Raw genomic sequence first — 15,785 nt, 5'->3', positions numbered from 1 at the left:
GCTTAAGAAGCACGTGCTACGACTTGCAAATCGTCTGACTTCTCAAGGATGGCCGTGATTTCAGCGAGAACGACGCCCGCATTTTTTCCCCAGTGCCATACAACGGGGACCCCTGATCCTTCATATTCGACTCCTAGCCAAGACTGGCCTGAAATGGCGACTTCGACATCTGGAAAAAAGTCCGCCTCTTCGATGACCTTGATCGTTGTCTCGCTGAATTCTCGAGTCGCTCGAGACGAATAAAGTGGGTGCGGCTTTAACCAGACTTGCAGGTCAGGAAACTTCTTTAGGATTGCCCGTAGAAGGACGGCTTCTTTAACCTGGTCAACAGGTTGGCTGATAAATAGCAAGTGTCGCTGGTCTGAGTCACGCGGAAGCGAGCGAAGGTTGATGGTTGCTGTCAGGCGTTCCATGCGCAATTTGGATTTGTCAGGAAGAGTCATATCCAAAAGCGTTTGTTTGGTTTGCTCGTCGAAGTAATAGAACGCATCGATCTGTTCCAGACGCACTGGCAACTGTAGTTCACTACGGGCAAAACCATGCTGAATAAGGATCCGGGTCACTTGAAGGGGGAGTCTATCGACTAGTACTGCCCAGCGATCGTAGTGATTGCAGAACCAAATTGTGTCGATTTCGGATTGGCGTGAGAGCACACGCCACGTGAAGAACCAGCGAAAGGATGTGTAAGTTTGCCAGCGATCCGCACGCAATTCCGATTGCCGTGCAAATTGCCACGCGCCGATCAGTGCACTCCAGTAGGACCACCAGATATCGCCGATTCGAGCGGCTTGAAGCAGACCAATCGTCTGACGATTCTCTGCCATCGGGATCGGCTTGCACCACGGTAGCGTTACCAGTGTGTCCGGCTGTTGGTCCGCAGGTACGCGAGCAAGAATCGTTGCCATTCTTGCTGACGTCGCTAAGGCTATTTGACCGTTGATTGGCATTTTGTTGTGACGCTGCTTTAGCATGTGCCAAGTCAGTCGCACCGCATGAAGCATGTTTAGTATGGCAAGCAGCGGAAGCCAGAACAAAAGGGCCGCTTGGAAAGCGACTTGCACCGCAAGCGGCCAGCGGGGCAATGTTGCCGCAAACTGTAGCGGCCGAGGAAATCGATGGGGAAGCCAGGCAGCGGAGTCGTCTACGGTGGCAAGGACTTTGTCGGTCACACACTCATTGGTGGTTGCCTGAATGTAGGCATCGATAGATTCGGTGCGGGGATTGGTCATGTTTATTGCCATAACAGTCCATGAAAGAGACCGAGTAAGAACAATCCCGCCACTGAAAACGGAACGAGCTTTAGGTCGGCTTTGAGCATCCGTTTTAAACGTGGTTCGATGTTTTTTAGGCCGCTAATCAACATTGCTAAATAGCCTGCGTACGTCAGGAAAGTAGCAATCGCAGCACCGACGATCCCTAACCATTGCACAAAAACGATCGTTAGTAGGATGTTCGCGATTGCTGCAATCACCGTTTGGACTGCAAGCTTCGACGTTTTGCGATGGTAGAAATAGAAATTGCCGTACAGGTAATAGATGCCTTGCAGGTACAGTCCCGCCGAAACCAGTCCGACGATGAGAGGGACATCACCGGTGCCTGCTGGCAGCCATTGAATCGTGCGGTGATCGATTTCCAGTGCAATCAGAACCCCCAGCACCAGCACGACGACGACGGCCGTGTAGGCTTTCATTGTTTTGCCGCGGATCGATCCCAGGGACCATTGATCGTAATTTTGGATGATCTGCTGCGGCAGGGTTAACGCTAATCCACTGTTGACCAGCATGACCACCATCGCAAAAGAATAGGCCAAGCTATAAATCCCCAGTGCTTCTTCACCCACCATCGATTTGATGATCAGGCGGTCGGATCCGTTGATAACCCACTGCGCCGCCGCGTGTGGAATCATTGGCAGTGCGTAAGCCAAGACTCCCCGAATCGCGACTGATTTCGAATCGATGTTTTTGCTAACCAAGCCATCGATCAAAGTGAATCCCGCAAAGAGTGCGGCACACCACATAAGCTGAGCAAAGAATAAGGTCTCCAAATTGCCGTGGTATTTGGATACCAGGAAAATTGAAAGCAGAATGCCGGTCGTTCGCACGACGGAGAAAAATAGGTAAGAAAACTGTCTGTTACGGCATCGCAGCCAATTTAGAAGCAGTTGCTGTAGTCCCTCGGTCGCACCTAATAGGAATGCATAACCGAGCCAATGGAAACTTGAGTTGTCGAAGGGCCAGACAAAAGCCGTTACGACAGAACCCAGCAGAATCGTCAGGATCGAAAAACGCCGGAAAAGGTACGATCCTTTCTGAACGTCCTCCGCGCCTTCTCGCATCACGGCAATGCTGCCGTTCAGGCTGAGAAGGTTTGCAAGTAACTGCGATGCCACCAACGTTAGGCTATAGATTCCAAAATCGACCAGCCCGAACCAAGCAACCAGAAGGGGAGTGCTGAGGAGGATCCCACCACGATTCAGCGCGACACTTGTACCGTAAACAATAGCTTGATTGGCGATTCTCAACTAAGCGACCTTTGTAGTGCTTGTGTCCATGGTCGCTTTTAAATCTTGGATTTTGGTAGCGACCATTTTGGCAAGCCAGTCGTTGCCGGTTTGATTCAAGTGTGAATCAATTGGGCTGATGAAATGGGAGTAGCCTTCTTTAATCGCCTGTGCATGTAGGTCGATGATGAACCAGTTATCGCGCTGTCGAACTTGGTGACGCAATTCGTCATTGAAGTCCATGATTGATTCTTGAGCACCTGGGGTGGCCAGAGCATGGGGCTTGTGCAGCGGAGCCAGCGTCACAAAAACGACAATCGCATTTTGGCTGAGCGAATCGATTGATTCGAAGGTTGTTTGCAGTTCTGCCTGAGAAGACCAGGTGGTGCTATAGACGTAATTGGTCCATTCGCGTCGCCACGGTCGCACCGCCCGTCGAACAAGTCTGCAAAACAGTCGCATCGATTTGCTAAAGCCGAGTGGAAATGGTCGTGGATAGACATCGACAATTCCGGCTTGGAAAAGCAGTACGTCATACGGCTCTTTTGCAGGCAGTAAAGCAGGGCAATCGGCTAATCGGCGGAAGCCTTTGAAATCGATGTCAAACTGTTGGTTGGGAAGCATCCGCTGAACCTGACGCGGCCAGGTTTTTGCAGCGCTGACTTCGATTTCGTCACCGTGTCGGCGTTCGGTTCCGAAACTATCGCCAATCATCAGGATTTTGTTCAAAAACACGTTGTTTTTTCCTTCCTGGCCTGCTGCTGGGGGCTCTCCACCGTGCCCAGTCCGGCGATCGGCTGGAGGATGTTGGCCGCGAACTGATGGTGTTCTTGGAGGCTGGGAAGCCGGTTGGGCTGAGGACGCAGGAAGTCTTGGACCTCCGCACAGAGGCCGGGCTTGAAATCGGTATCGAGGGAATCGTCGATTTCCTGGCGGTGGATCGCGATGGAGCCCTTCTCTTGAATCCACAGTTGTTCGAGTGGCCGAAGTATCAGTCGGCGATTCGCGGTGAGGATTTCGACACCCCAGCGGCCGGGAGCCTCCCAGTCGGCTTGGTAGCTAAATAAAGCCCCCTGTTCCGTTACGCCTGATCCGCTAAAGGCGGATGCTGATGGGTGCCAGGAGAGTCCGCCAGCCTGATGGCAGCTTAGTTTTTCTGGTTGACCGCCAAGGTGAAAAGCCAGGTCAATTACGTGGCTGGAATTGGCGAATAACCAATTCTCAAGGACCTCTGGGGGATGAGGCAGTGTCTCGATTTTATGGCTCCATTCGGTAAATTCAAAATGGAACGAACGCACGCCTCCGTCTTCCTCGATCAGTTGACGAGCGGCACTCGTCGAAGCGTTGAAACGGCGGTTATAAGCGATGTAAATTTCGCTTCCCCGTGCCGCGGCGAACTCCGTCAATTCTGCGATTGCAGCCAAGGTCAACGCCGCAGGCTTTTCAAGCAGAATTTTCGACGTGCCCGCTTCGATCAACGTTTTTGTTGTTTGGGAAAGCTGCATCAGGCTGACCGCAACGATAGCCGTTTCAGGGGCAGCGGATTGTGCCAGTTGAGTTTCGATACCGCCTTCGTGGACCGGCACCTGTACCGCTTTACGAAAGCTTGCCGCAGAAGTAGCCCCTCGTCCAATGACTTCAAACGGCATCTTCAAGTGTCGGAGTACGTGCCCATAAGAGACGGCCATCGGTCCTGCACCGATCAACCAGAGAGGCGCGCGTTTTAGGTGATTGGACATGCTGTTGCGGTCTCGTCAATTTGGGTTTGGTAGTACTTTAGAAAGGTTTGCAGCAGAGGCGTATGCAGCGCCACCGAATCTTCGTACGTCGTTAAGTCGCAGTTTCCGTGGGACAGAATGTCTTGGCAGGCGATTGCGCCTGTTTCACTTACGTAAGGAATCTTGAAATCTAGGTCAACACGTTCCAGCGTCGGGGCGAGGTCGCGGGACCAGCCAGTTCCCTTTGTCTCGTTGATGTGGAATTCCACTTCATCAGCGAGGATTGATACTTCGATAGGGTGCCCAGGTTTAGCGAGTGAAGTGATTTCGAAAGTGCTTCCTTGCTCAAGTTTCCCCAGCAAAGAACCTGTGAATTCAATGGTTCCCTGTCGTTTCGGGGAGGGGTCTACTTCCAGTGACGCATCCAGGATTGAGTAGTGGTTGTCCCCGGTTAGAAATGCTAGGTGGTCGATGAAATGAATTGCGTTGCAACCCAGGCCCCATTGAGAACCGGTTACGTGATAGTGAACCTTGCTACCAGTCAGTCGCTCGCGAAGACGTTGGTAGAAAGACCAGAGTCGCCGCGGGCAATTTACCCAGGTCTGTGTCGACGTTTGGGCGAGCAGCGAGTCTGCTTTATGGTAATCGTCCGTAGATTGGAAAAGGAATTTCTCCAAGATTAGATATTTCAACGCCGATCGCTTAAACAGGGCATCCATGGCGCTGAGTCGATGAGATGCGACGGTTGCGATGATCGCTAAGTCCAGTTTGGGAGGAAGGTTTTCTGCCGAGGTTTCGAACGAGACTTGGTGTGTGTCGGATTTCCCTTGGAACTCTTCGAACTGAAGTCGTGATCGTTGTAAAGCTTGTGGCGATGGATCGACCACGCAGATGCGCAACGGACTTTTAAGGCGAGACAGGGCTTGGAGGTGTCTACTTCCGATTTGACCGGCGCCAACGATTGCACACTCTTGCATTTTTGAATCCATGCTGTGGGGGCTAAATTACTGCGGTGGAGGGAGTGGAGGTGCGGTCACCTGTCCGGTGCTTAATGAGAGTTGAACCTAAAAACCAAAGGCACAGCAGCCAAAAAGGAACTAAATAGAATTCGGTCCAGATGATTAGTCCCCCTCGCAAGTGTGTAGGTAACATGAGAGTGACGTAGGTGGATACGAGCATAAAGCCGAGTGAACCGGAGCGATATGCAACACTCGAAAGAACTCCGACAATGGTCATGTAGCCCATCAGCAATGGGAGACCGAAAATATAGTGAAAACTAAGGTATAAGTCGGTTTCGATGGGCCATTGTTCGGTGCATCGCAGGTCCCAGAAATGTGGGAAGTAGATCGATGTTAGCCACGCGCTCATGTCATAGAAAACAACATCCCCCCCTGTGCCAAAAGGAGTTAGGAATTTGTTGAAAGGTAAGAAGGTCGTTTGGAGCCAGCCCGGTTCGAAATCGCGTACACTCATCACCAAATTGTCCAGCGTGCTGAAATAGTTCAGCGAGTATGCCAGCATGTCTCCCGCCTGGATCCAGTGCATGTTCCGAAACCATGTTCCCAGCGCAAAGCAGGACAGAAAAGCTACGAAGACGTAAAAGGCTTTTCGTGATTTTGTTCGAGCAAAAAATACCCACGGCAAAAAAAGGAATATCAAGGTCATGAAAACTCGTTGCTTTCCACCCAACACCGGAGTCAAAATTACCAGAATAAGTAGGTAAGCGACCAATGTGATTTTGCTTTTTCCTAAATAGCAGTTCGTCCCAATGCAACTGGCTGCTACGGAGGTGGACATTAGCAGGAGAATATAATAGATGCCGCCACCTTCACGCCCTAGAAAAGCTCTGCCGGGATCGGCCATCCAATGCGCGAGACCGCCTGTGCTAAGTACTAGTAAAATAGCGAAGAGAATACTGCCGATTGCCGTTAGAAAAGAGTAACGCGAAAGAAAGTGAGATGCGTCGGGCCGCTCGGTAAGAACGCGAAGAAAACGATATCGACTCGTTTGAATTCTCTCAGCGTGGAAGAGGGTTAGATAGGAGACCAAATAGCTTACGGTCAACATTAGGTAGCTCAAGTTGACTGCCGGGTCACTATAATCGAAGTCCGCGTATCGCTCGGCACCCATCACGGCGATTCCGTAGAACAAGAGGTGGTAAGCGTACAGAACGTTCCGCGGGGAGAGAAGGAAGGTTGGTGTTGCGCTGCAGTAGACGGCAGTGATGCAGACGACGTAGAGCAGTGGGGGCGTATAGTGAAAAGCGAACGCTAGCAAATAGGTTACTAATGCAATTGCACAGTACTGCCAAAGCAATTTTTGTGTCGCTGTGTCATCGTGCCCCAACCCTGCGGCCAGTGGCTTTTGTCTCCGACGCGAGAAGTCTTGATGTGCGGCCAAATCCATTTGCTTCGTCCTCCTTCAGCGTCCTTGCGGCTACAGGGAATTACTAGCAATGCTACCGGTTTGATTTGTTGCGAGAGTCGCCAGTCGGTAGGCAGGCCTGTCATTCCGCTTTCTGATTGAGAACTTAGGTAGTCAGGTAAGTTACGTCAACGTGAATCCTTGCCACGCGCCGAACGATAAAAATGGCTGACGGTACAAGCCATGTCAAGTCAAGGTTGGATGACTGTCCAAGCATTATGGACGGGACCGGGGCCGTTGTCGTGGAAAGCGTTATGGTTCGTGCAGTGGAGCTAAGCAAATTTGGTTGGAGACGTGGGCGAATCTTCTAAGCGTTAGGAGATCTCAAGCCCTGTCGCATGTTTTATGGGGCACCCAGAATTGCACTACTCGGCAAGCTGATTATTTGTTGTTCAAGTCGTTCACTCGTATCCAAGTCCATCGCAGGGGCTTCGAGGTACATCGGCATGGTGTTCAATAAAGACCACATTGGCCTTACTGCAATCCCTTGAAGATGGGCACTTTCGATAATTGCGTCGCGGAATGAACGGTCGCCCTGAATTTGTAGAGCATTCAGCCAATAGTTGCTTTGTGAGGAATCTGGCTCACCAACAATTCTAACTTGCGGAGTCTCAGAAAATGCCGTTTGGTAAGTTGAATAAATCGAACGCTTCCATTTTAACAACTGCGGAAGTTTCTCCAGTTGAGCGCAGCCAAGTGCAGCGTTGATGTTGGGGAGACGATAGTTGTACCCCAACGCATCGTGTTCATATTTCCAAGGGTGTGGCTGTTTGGCTGTCGTTACTAAGTGTTTTGCCCGTGTCGCCAACGGAGTATTGTCGGTTAGGATAGCTCCGCCGCCACCAGTCGTAATGATTTTGTTCCCGTTGAAACTAATCGCGTTTGCGATCCCAAAGGTTCCGGTGTGTCGTCCTTTGTAGGTAGAGCCCAGGGACTCAGCGGCGTCCTCGACCAGTTCTAAACGATAGCGTTCGCAAACCTCGATGATGGGATCTAGGTCGACCGGATGGCCCAGGGTATGGACAGGGACAATCGCTTTTAGGGTTCGCCCGGTCCGTTTGTTTCGATAGGATTCGCCGTCTTCGACCGCGATGTCTTTTAAATAATCGCTCAATTTGCCAGCATCGACTCCAAGAGTATTGGATTCTGAGTCGATGAAGTGGGGAATGGCTCCGCAGTAGGAGATGGCATTTGCCGTTGCGACGAATGTGAGAGCAGGGCAGAGGACTTCGTCGTCAGGCTGGACGCCTGCTAATTTCAACGAAATATGCAAAGCTGCAGTGCCGTTTACAACCGCAATCGCGTGTTTAGCCCCCGTGTAGGCAGCGAGGTCCTGTTCGAAACGATCGACGTAGGCACCGACTGATGAGACCCAACCGGTGGTAACGCAGTCGCTTACGTACGCATCTTCGGAGCCTCCGAAGAAGGGTTCGTGGAGGGCCAAGCGTTCATGGGCCGGGAAGCAGGCTCGAAGGGTTTGGACAATCGATTCCGCTGAAATCGCTTTACACGTTGTAGACATCGGGACGGTATCCTGCCAGGTTTTCTCGGAACCAATCGATCGTATTGGACAACCCAGTACGGAAATCGACAATCGGTTCCCAGTCAATTAGTTCTTTCGCCAAACGGTTATCGGCGAGTAGCCGCTGGACTTCACTTTTTTCCGGCCGGTGTCGTTGTTCATCACTTTCGATGGTGATCGGCTTGCCAACCAACTCGGCAATCAGGTGGGCAAGGTCACCGATGCTGATTTCCTGTCCGGAACCAACATTCATGGTTCGCCCGATAGCTGCTGGGCTTGCCGCAGCGGAAATAAAACCGTGCACCGTGTTGGCGACGTAATTTAGGTCGCGCGTCGGTGTCAAACTGCCCAGTCGAACCGAGTCGCCGGTTAGACATTGGGTAATGATTGTTGGCAGGACTGCACGTGCCGACTGGCGAGGCCCAAAGGTGTTGAATGGGCGGACGGTTGTCACTGGCAATTCAAACGAGTTGTAATAAGATTCAACAAGTTTGTCGGCACCGATTTTACTGGCCGAATAAGGGGATTGCCCCTGCAGTGGATGATCTTCAGAGATCGGAACTTGGAGCGCGGATCCGTAGACTTCGCTGGTGGAAGTGTGGACGATGCGTTCCGTGTTTAACTGTCGAGCCGCTTCCAGCACGTTGACCGTTCCCACGACATTGGTTTGGACGTAGGAATTCGGTGCGACGTAGGAATAGGGAATCGCGATCAAAGCTGCCAAATGAAAGACGACTTCACGATCTTTCATAGCTTCTCGTACCGAGCCTGCATCGGTGATATCACCGGCCAAGACCGTCATCTGATCTTGAAGTGGGGATTCGTCCAGCCAACCCCTGCGGCCACCGGAATTGTAGTGAACGAGTGCACGGACATCGGCACCTAATTCAACCAGTCGTTCGGTTAGGTGACTTCCAATAAAGCCACCTGCGCCAGTCACTAATACTTTTTTTCCATGCCAATTCATGCGGCCCACCTTGGTTTGTAAACGTCTTCTTGAGCTTTCGCGAAATCTTCAGGCTGGCCAATGTCCAACCAATATTCCATTACTGGAAAGCATACAACTTTAAGATCTTCGGACAGTAGTGTATCGATAAGATCCGTCATGTCATATCGCGTATCGAGGGGAATATGACGCCGAACGGTTGGCTCAAGCAAGTAGATCCCCGCGTTTACCAAGGATTGGTACTTCGGTTTTTCTCGGAGGCTTTTAACGACACTGTCTTCTGCCTCGATGACGCCGTAAGGAACTTGGTAGTCGTATTGCCGGACCGCGACCGTTAGGTCTGCGGAATTTTCACGGTGGAAGTCGAGCATCGATCGGTAGTCGATATTCGTAAGTATGTCCCCATTCATGACGAGGATTGGATCGTCCACTTCGTTGACCAACCTGAGTGCACCTGCGGTTCCCAGCGGCATGTCTTCCGATACGTACGATAATTCGACGCCCAGTTGATTGCCGTTCCCGAAGTAGCCGGTGATTTTTTCCGGCATATAGTGAGTCGTGACATTGATTCGCCGGATGCCAGCTTGCTGGAGGCTTTCAATGGTCCGTTCCATCAATGGTTTCCCGCCGACGGACAGCATTGGTTTGGGAACATTGTCGGTGAGTGGACGTAGACGTTTGCCAAATCCACCAGCCATGATGACCGCCTGTACCGGTTCGCTCTCGGTAAGCAATTCATCGCTCATCGCCAGTTCGACGGGCGCACTGGTCGAATCGAGCAACGGTAGGTGCCGAATTCCGGCATCCATCATGATCTTGATTTGTTGGGATCGCGACGTCCCGACGGGGGCTGTGACCGATTTTTGAGTTGGGGGCCTGAATTCCATGATTGGAGTTTCTAGCCGATGGCCGCTGAGGATCGCACGACGCAGGTCCCCGTCGGTGACGGTTGTCAAAAAACGACCTTCGTCATCGACAAGTAGGGCAACCCCTTTTGCGCTCAGTTCGATGCATGCCATGGCATCACGGATCGTGGCGCTGGAGTGAATGATGAGAGATTTAATGGTTAACATTAGATAGCTAATCTCCTGAGTAAGCGGGCCGGAACTCCGACCACAACGGAGCCTGGGTGAACGTTATTGACCACAACGGCCCCGGCGCCAACGACAGAATCGGCGCCGACTGAAATTCCTTGTTTGACAGTGGCGCCTGCCCCAATATGGGCACGCTCACCGACATGGACTGCACCTGCAAGCCGAGCGCCGGGTGCAATGTGTGCATGAGCACCAATCACGCAGTCGTGTTCGACGATCGCGCCCGAATTTATAATGGCATTCGAGTGGACCAACGCGGAAGCGTTGACAATGCAACCTGCCAAAAGTTGTACGCCTTCGCTAATACTTGCCCGTGCTGAACAGATCGCACTTGGATGGCAGACCGTTTCTGGTTGCAGCCCATGGGACAAAGCCGCGGCAAACAGTTTTTCCCGTAGTAGGGTGTGCGATGACGAGCCAACTCCGATGATAAAACGATCTGCACCGGCGGAGATCATTTCGGGCAGAAGGGATTCGTCACCTTGGATCGGGACTCCGAATATTTCGGTTCCCCAGATCCTTGAATCGGGATCCAAGATTGTCATTTTACGGCGTGGGGATGCCTCAAGCATGGCGTCAATTAACACCTTCGCATGGCCTCCACCACCGTAAATAATCGTTAGTCCCATACTGCTCACTTGTTATCCTGCGGCGATCGGTGGAGTTGCAAAGTCGATGTCATAAAACCGTTTCATCAATAGCGATTGGTTGATCGGCTCTGTTTTCAGTCGCTCGACAATTTGTTCTGACGCGTTACCGTTTCCGTACATGTTGGTCATGCCATCCAGACGTTTGCGAAATTCAGTCGACAATGCTTGACGAATCGCTTTGGTTATCGATTCTGTTCGGCAATCAACGTCCAACACATTTCGAGAGCGTGATCTCCCGTGCTGTCGAAGTCCGACATTGACTGTCGGAAGCTGAAAGGAGGCGGTTTCAATGATTCCACTAGAAGAGTTGCCGACCATTGCAGCGGCGTGAGACATCAAACTGAAAAATGCCTGAGTGCCAAGGTTGTCGACAACGCGTACATTTGGTCGCTTGCCGAATTCATCTAAATGCTGAAGGATGTTTTGCCCGCTGGTGTCGGCATTGGGCTTGGTAACAATGATTGGCATATCAAAATTCGCCAAAGCCGCAAAGAACTGCTCCGCTTGATCATCGGTTTGCTCGAATTCCAATGTTACGGGGTGGAAGGTCACGAGAAGGGGAGGGGAGGTGAACTGGATTTTTAAGCGATGCTCTAGTTCGGCGGATGTTAGGAGTGTTAATGTTCGTAGGTTATCCAGGCCAGGGGCACCGCAGACGGTGACACGCCATGGTTCTTCGCCCAGCTGGATGACCCGTTTTGCATGGGCTGCCGTGGAGACAAAGTGGAGGTGACTATATTTGGTGATGCTATGGCGGAACGCATCATCAATTGCTCCTTCGGTTACTTCACCACCATGGATGTGAGCGATAGGAAGTTTGAACGGTACAGCTGCGGTTGCAGCAGCATGCATTTCAAAACGGTCACCCAAGACAAGCAAAATGTCGGGCTGAGTGCGTCGGTAGACTTGAGCGATCCCAAGCATGCCGATTCCCATCGACTTTGCAATCGATTCCGGGGAATCGTTAAGCATCAACATTTCGACGCTTTCGCTGACATCGAACCCGGCTGCTTCGATTTCACTTATCGTGGATCCGTATAGTGAGCTGGAATGCGCACCGGTCACGATAAGCTGTAGTTTCAATTCATCCGTGGCCTGAATTGCTTTTAGAACCGGGAGGTAGATGCCCCAGTCAGATCGGCCTGCGGTAACGACGGCGACGGTTCTCATTCGATATCCTCTAACCGAAGCAATTCCCCAGCCGCGATGTCAACCCGAGCACGTCTGGCGACAACGAACGATTTCATTTTTGGGGGGAGCCCGTTGCCTGGTCGTTTGATCGCTAACAAGGCCTCTGTGATCTCATCGCCTGCAGCGATGTTGTTGGCAGCGACAAGACTTTTGCGGGCGACAGCGGAGGTGTTGGATTCGTTGCTGACCGGAGTTTTGCGTCCATCTCCCATGGCGGATTCGACGACACGAATGGCTTGGACCAAGTATTTCAGTTCCGCGGGTTCGATCGATGCTTGATGGTCGGGGCCTGGAAGGTTGCAGTCCAGTGTGAAATGTTTCTCGAGGACGCAGGCCCCCAGCGCTACAGAAGCCGTGCCCACTGCAGTGCCCAGCGTATGATCCGAGTAGCCTACGGGGAGATTAAAAGCGGCTTGCAAGGTTAGCATCGCTCGCAAGTTCACATCCGCTGGATTCGCGGGGTAGTTGCTAACACAGTGCAGAAGCACCATTTGGCAATGTCCGGTCGCTTCAATCGCCCCTACCGCTTCTTCGACCTCCCCCAGATTGCACATCCCGGTGGAAACGATCATCGGGCGACCGGTCCGAGCGACGTGCGCAAGGAATGGAAGGTTTGTGATCTCGCCAGAAGGGATCTTAAAGGCAGGAACATCTAAAGTGTCTAGGAAGGTTGCACTTTCTTCTTCGAATGGTGTCGACAGAAAAACGATATTCCTTTTTTGGCAATGCTCGATAAGGGTGCGGTGCGCTTCGGCTGAAAGCTCTAAGCGTTGGAGCATTTGCAGTTGGGTTTCGATCTTCTTTGCGGCCAGGCGTTGGTAATCTGCCTGGGGGGCGTTTGCGGAGGCAAGCTTTTGTGCATTAAACGTTTGGAATTTGACAGCGTCAGCACCTGCGTCCGCCGCTGCGTCGATCAGTTCGATCGCAAGTTCCGTGCTGCCGTTATGATTCACGCCCGCTTCGGCGATGATGAAGCAAGGATTGCCGGGGCCTACTTTCCTTCCAGCAATTTCAATGGATAACGGCATCTAGGTTCGTCCTTTCGCGATTGGGTCTCGCATGCTGGAGAGGGTAGCAGCCCAACGAGTGTGTATGTGTGAGTGATTACCAAGCTGTCCAGCCGCCGTCCACAACCAAATTTTGTCCGGTCACGTATGCCGATAGATCTGAGGCGAGGTACGCCGCAGCCCCTTTCATGTCTTGTTCGTGTCCCATCCGGCCCATCGGCGTTCGGGAACAGTACTGTTCTTGGAACGAATCGGGTTGTCCCCGTTGAATGCCACCTGGGCAAATTGCGTTGACGCGAACATTGGGAGCGAGCACGGTCGACATCCATTTTGTCATTTGCAGTAGCCCGCCTTTGCTAGCTGCATATGCGACTGGATTCCCCATTTTGGTGTTCTCGTACATCCGCATGTCAGGACCAACGACACCGTAGATAGAGCCCACATTGATGACACTGCCTGATCCGTTTTTCGCTAACGCTGGAGCACAGGCTTGGGTCAAGACAAAAGGCGTCGTCAAATTAAGCTCTAACGCCATTCGCCAAGCATCCGACGATTGGTTTGCGAAATCGGTAACCCAGCCAGATAGGTTCGATGCGCCTACGAAGGCTGCACAATTCACGAGAATATCAAGGCGTCCAAAACGATTTTCAACGCTGTCAGGGATCGACAACACTTCCTTTTCGATTTGGAGATCGATGGCAAGCGGCAAGGTTTGAGACTGATATTGTTTCGATAGTCTATCGGTCAGCTTGCCACAGCTGTCGGCATCCCGGTCGACGACGACGACGCTCGCTCCTAGTTCGGCAAGGGCTTCGCAGATTGCGATTCCGATGTGACCCGCGCCACCTGTCACGACGGCGACACGCCCTGATAGATTCATCAGTTCACGAATCGTTTGATTTTCGTTCGTGCCCGCTGGCGGCGTTGTTAGTTTTTGTTGCGTCGACACAGTAAAAATTCCGCCAGATCAAAATCGAACTCAGTATCAATATCTATTGCTCTTTCGGGCGGGATGATAACAGCTTTCACATGACCCTCAAAGATCGAATTCTGCTCCATTACGGCTTGCCGGCGGGCAGCATAGGCGACCGTTGTCATGTCGTAGACCGTGGGGGCGTCTTGGCGGCGGGCGATTGGCGTTGGTGGCTTTGCCGCTAGATGGGCTTCAGCCGATTCATCCAGCGTGATCATGTTGAAATAGGGGCTCCGTTCCGCTTTCTTTGCCGTCACCACAATATCTGCCGTTGAGTTCAGCAATTTGTCGATGCAGGCGTCGATGTCATCACTGCTGCGCAGGGGAGCCGTCGGCGGAATGCTTACCAGAGCATCAATCGATTGGCCCATCTGCTGCTCTGTTGCTTCAATCGCATGACGCCATGCGAGTCGCTCGGGTGAGTCATCTGCAGCAAGTTCGGGCGGACGCATGAACGGGATAATCGCACCAAAACGGGCGGCCGTTTCTGCGATTTCAGGGCAGTCGGTGGAAACGTAAATTTTGTCCAGCCACCGGCTTTCCAACGCAACCTCTATAGCGTGGGCAATTAGAGGTTTCCCTCCAAGCATCCTGACGTTCTTCCGCACAACCCCCTTGGATCCTCCTCTCGCAAAGATAAATCCTGCAATATTGGTGTCACTCACAAATCGATCCTTTCCCCTGTTTGTGCAGATTTCTTAGCCGCCAAGACAATTTCAAGGACGGCACGCCCATCGGCCCCAGTGCAAACGGGCTGAGCATTTCCTTCAATACAATCGAGAAAATGACGCACTAATTCTTCGTAGATCAAGTTTCGGTCCGTGCCTGAATGATTGCCCAGTTTGACTTTCGAGTCGCTATCGATTGAGTTTATGTGAACCTGTTGAGACATCAGGTCCCACTCCAGTGTGCCGTGGGTCCCGATTGCCTTGCCACAGCGAACGGGAAACCGCTGAACCATGTCAACATGAACGTGTCCCGACACTCCAGATTCAAATTGAAGGTCTAGTTCTGCCCAGTCTTCGACGTCGATTTCTAAATCGCTAAGCGTTTGAGCAGTGGCATGCAGAGAGCGAACATTGCCAGCAATCCACCTCACGTAATCGATTTCATGGCTCAATTCCAGTAAGGCACCTCCACCCAGGCTTTGCTGGGCCGTGACGCTTTGGCGGTAGTCTGCATGGGGACGCCAGTCAGGCAAGTACTGCCCCACCTCGGCGTGAATTCCCAGCAAACGACCGATTTGGCCTTCCGCGATTGCTCGTCTAACCGTTTGCAGGGGCTGACTGAATCGCAATGTATACCCGACTAGTAAGACGGTCTTGCGTGCCTGGCAAATGCTAAGTAGTTCGTCGATCCCCACCAACTGGTCCGAGAGTGGTTTTTCAACGAGCAGGTGGACCCCGTGATTAGCCAATTGTATGGCCGTTTCGATATGCATCGGGGCGGGGGAGGCGATGATTGCAAGCTGAGGGGAATAGCTTAAAGCATCTTGGATGTCATAAACCACTCGGGCCGCGACGGCGGATGCCGGATCGCTGCCGGGGGGACGGCGATGTCTTAGTATCGTGAGTTCTGCATTGGGAATTAGGGAGCGAACGTTTTGCGCGTGCCGCTTGCCAATACTTCCATATCCGACGATCAACGTCTGCAATGCAGGCTCCTCACAAAGATGTTTGACTCGGTCACATTCTGCCTTGGCAGGGTGCAAACTAATAGTTCCTCTGCTTAGTGGGAGTCAATAGCGTCTCATGCATGCT

At 52.1% G+C, this 15,785-nt stretch carries 15 protein-coding genes; all 15 read right to left on the bottom strand.

Annotation, left to right across the window (positions count from 1 at the left end):
- Positions 1-2: 2 nt before the first annotated feature.
- Positions 3-1,229, bottom strand: a complete 1,227-nt coding sequence (locus FF011L_RS21645) for a hypothetical protein (protein ID WP_145354061.1) — start codon at positions 1,227-1,229, stop codon at positions 3-5.
- A gap of 2 nt (positions 1,230-1,231) precedes the next feature.
- Entirely contained in the window at positions 1,232-2,521 is a 1,290-nt protein-coding gene (locus FF011L_RS21640; RefSeq protein ID WP_145354060.1) for a lipopolysaccharide biosynthesis protein, read from the bottom strand.
- Positions 2,522-3,235, bottom strand: coding sequence for a hypothetical protein (locus FF011L_RS21635; RefSeq protein ID WP_145354059.1), 714 nt, complete (start codon positions 3,233-3,235; stop codon positions 2,522-2,524).
- A complete protein-coding gene (locus FF011L_RS21630) occupies positions 3,226-4,239 on the bottom strand; it encodes a Gfo/Idh/MocA family oxidoreductase (protein WP_145354058.1) in 1,014 nt (337 codons plus the stop codon). Before FF011L_RS21630 ends, FF011L_RS21635 begins: the two co-directional genes overlap by 10 nt.
- Entirely contained in the window at positions 4,224-5,207 is a 984-nt protein-coding gene (locus FF011L_RS21625) for a Gfo/Idh/MocA family oxidoreductase (RefSeq protein ID WP_145354057.1), read from the bottom strand. Before FF011L_RS21625 ends, FF011L_RS21630 begins: the two co-directional genes overlap by 16 nt.
- A gap of 10 nt (positions 5,208-5,217) precedes the next feature.
- Positions 5,218-6,624: an oligosaccharide repeat unit polymerase gene (locus tag FF011L_RS21620; protein WP_145354056.1), complete on the bottom strand. Its 1,407-nt coding sequence runs from the start codon at positions 6,622-6,624 to the stop codon at positions 5,218-5,220.
- A 361-nt stretch (positions 6,625-6,985) separates the two neighbouring features.
- Complete coding sequence (locus FF011L_RS21615; RefSeq protein ID WP_145354055.1) at positions 6,986-8,164, bottom strand: LegC family aminotransferase; 1,179 nt, start codon at positions 8,162-8,164, stop codon at positions 6,986-6,988.
- On the bottom strand, positions 8,148-9,131 hold the full coding sequence (locus FF011L_RS21610) for a GDP-mannose 4,6-dehydratase (protein ID WP_145354054.1): 984 nt from the start codon (positions 9,129-9,131) through the stop codon (positions 8,148-8,150). Before FF011L_RS21610 ends, FF011L_RS21615 begins: the two co-directional genes overlap by 17 nt.
- Complete coding sequence (locus tag FF011L_RS21605; RefSeq protein WP_145354053.1) at positions 9,128-10,183, bottom strand: nucleotidyltransferase family protein; 1,056 nt, start codon at positions 10,181-10,183, stop codon at positions 9,128-9,130. The genes FF011L_RS21610 and FF011L_RS21605 overlap by 4 nt, the downstream gene beginning before the upstream one ends.
- On the bottom strand, positions 10,183-10,833 hold the full coding sequence (locus FF011L_RS21600) for an acetyltransferase (protein WP_145354052.1): 651 nt from the start codon (positions 10,831-10,833) through the stop codon (positions 10,183-10,185). The genes FF011L_RS21605 and FF011L_RS21600 overlap by 1 nt, the downstream gene beginning before the upstream one ends.
- 12 nt (positions 10,834-10,845) lie before the next feature.
- Positions 10,846-12,024 carry a UDP-N-acetylglucosamine 2-epimerase gene (gene neuC, locus FF011L_RS21595; protein ID WP_145354051.1) on the bottom strand — a complete coding sequence of 393 codons (1,179 nt, stop codon included), beginning with the start codon at positions 12,022-12,024 and terminating at the stop codon, positions 10,846-10,848.
- The gene (neuB, locus tag FF011L_RS21590) at positions 12,021-13,073 is read right to left on the bottom strand and encodes an N-acetylneuraminate synthase (protein WP_145354050.1); all 1,053 of its coding nucleotides are present in this window, start codon (positions 13,071-13,073) and stop codon (positions 12,021-12,023) included. The genes neuC and neuB overlap by 4 nt, the downstream gene beginning before the upstream one ends.
- 76 nt (positions 13,074-13,149) lie before the next feature.
- Positions 13,150-14,001 (bottom strand): SDR family oxidoreductase, encoded by an 852-nt coding sequence (locus FF011L_RS21585; RefSeq protein ID WP_218932794.1) that lies wholly within the window; start codon positions 13,999-14,001, stop codon positions 13,150-13,152.
- The gene (locus FF011L_RS21580; RefSeq protein WP_246109560.1) at positions 13,980-14,690 is read right to left on the bottom strand and encodes an acylneuraminate cytidylyltransferase family protein; all 711 of its coding nucleotides are present in this window, start codon (positions 14,688-14,690) and stop codon (positions 13,980-13,982) included. Before FF011L_RS21580 ends, FF011L_RS21585 begins: the two co-directional genes overlap by 22 nt.
- Positions 14,687-15,736: a Gfo/Idh/MocA family protein gene (locus FF011L_RS21575; protein ID WP_218932793.1), complete on the bottom strand. Its 1,050-nt coding sequence runs from the start codon at positions 15,734-15,736 to the stop codon at positions 14,687-14,689. Before FF011L_RS21575 ends, FF011L_RS21580 begins: the two co-directional genes overlap by 4 nt.
- Positions 15,737-15,785: the final 49 nt, after the last annotated feature.

Origin of the sequence: Roseimaritima multifibrata (assembly GCF_007741495.1) — a bacterium.
Classification (GTDB): domain Bacteria; phylum Planctomycetota; class Planctomycetia; order Pirellulales; family Pirellulaceae; genus Roseimaritima; species Roseimaritima multifibrata.
This window is presented reverse-complemented; position numbering and strand designations above follow the sequence as displayed.